Origin of the sequence: Sporomusa sp. GT1 (assembly GCF_014634905.1) — a bacterium.
GTDB classification, from domain to species: Bacteria; Bacillota; Negativicutes; order Sporomusales; family Sporomusaceae; genus Sporomusa; species Sporomusa sphaeroides.
This window is the reverse complement of the sequence record NZ_BMBX01000074.1, coordinates 1-527: the sequence shown is the minus strand read 5'-3', so window position 1 is coordinate 527 and position 527 is coordinate 1. Positions and strand designations below refer to the sequence as shown.

Sequence of the window (527 nt, the reverse complement as noted above, 5' to 3'; positions counted from 1 at the left end):
TGGCGACCCCGGCAGGATTCGAACCTGCGACCTTTTGATTCGTAGTCAAACGCTCTATCCAGCTGAGCTACGGAGTCTTTTTATATTACAGTCTTCAATAAAAACCATAAGCCAGTTTCTGTTTTAGGAAATTATTTATCTAACGCAATAATGCGTTCTTCCCTTTGGTTTAATTCCCTCTAGGAAGCTCCCCTACCAAAATTCGGGTTTCTGCCTCGTGGAGTTTACCACTTTTCACTAGGCTGTCGCCAGCCTACTCATTCTCTGTGCACTTTATGGCTACTTTCGGCTACGAGAGTCGATTTTGCCGTCGTCAGAGCATTTGCTCTGCCTCACCTTGCGATGAGCACGAACATTACGACCATCTCAGGTCGTGGCAGCCTGGACTTTCCTCAATACTGCAATAATGCAGTACCGCAATTTCCCGTTTTTAAAAAAGACTGGAATTGTAATGGCGACCCTGAACGGATTTGAACCGTCGATCTCCGCCGTGACAGGGCGGCATGTTAGACCGCTACACCACAGGG

The 527-nt window shown here is 47.4% G+C and carries 1 tRNA gene and 1 other RNA gene; both read right to left on the bottom strand.

Annotated elements, in window-relative coordinates:
• Positions 1 to 77: transfer RNA gene (locus tag GT1_RS21875), tRNA-Arg, on the bottom strand.
• Between the two features lie 25 nt (positions 78 to 102).
• Positions 103 to 432, bottom strand: an RNA gene (gene rnpB, locus GT1_RS21870) — RNase P RNA component class B.
• Positions 433 to 527: the final 95 nt, after the last annotated feature.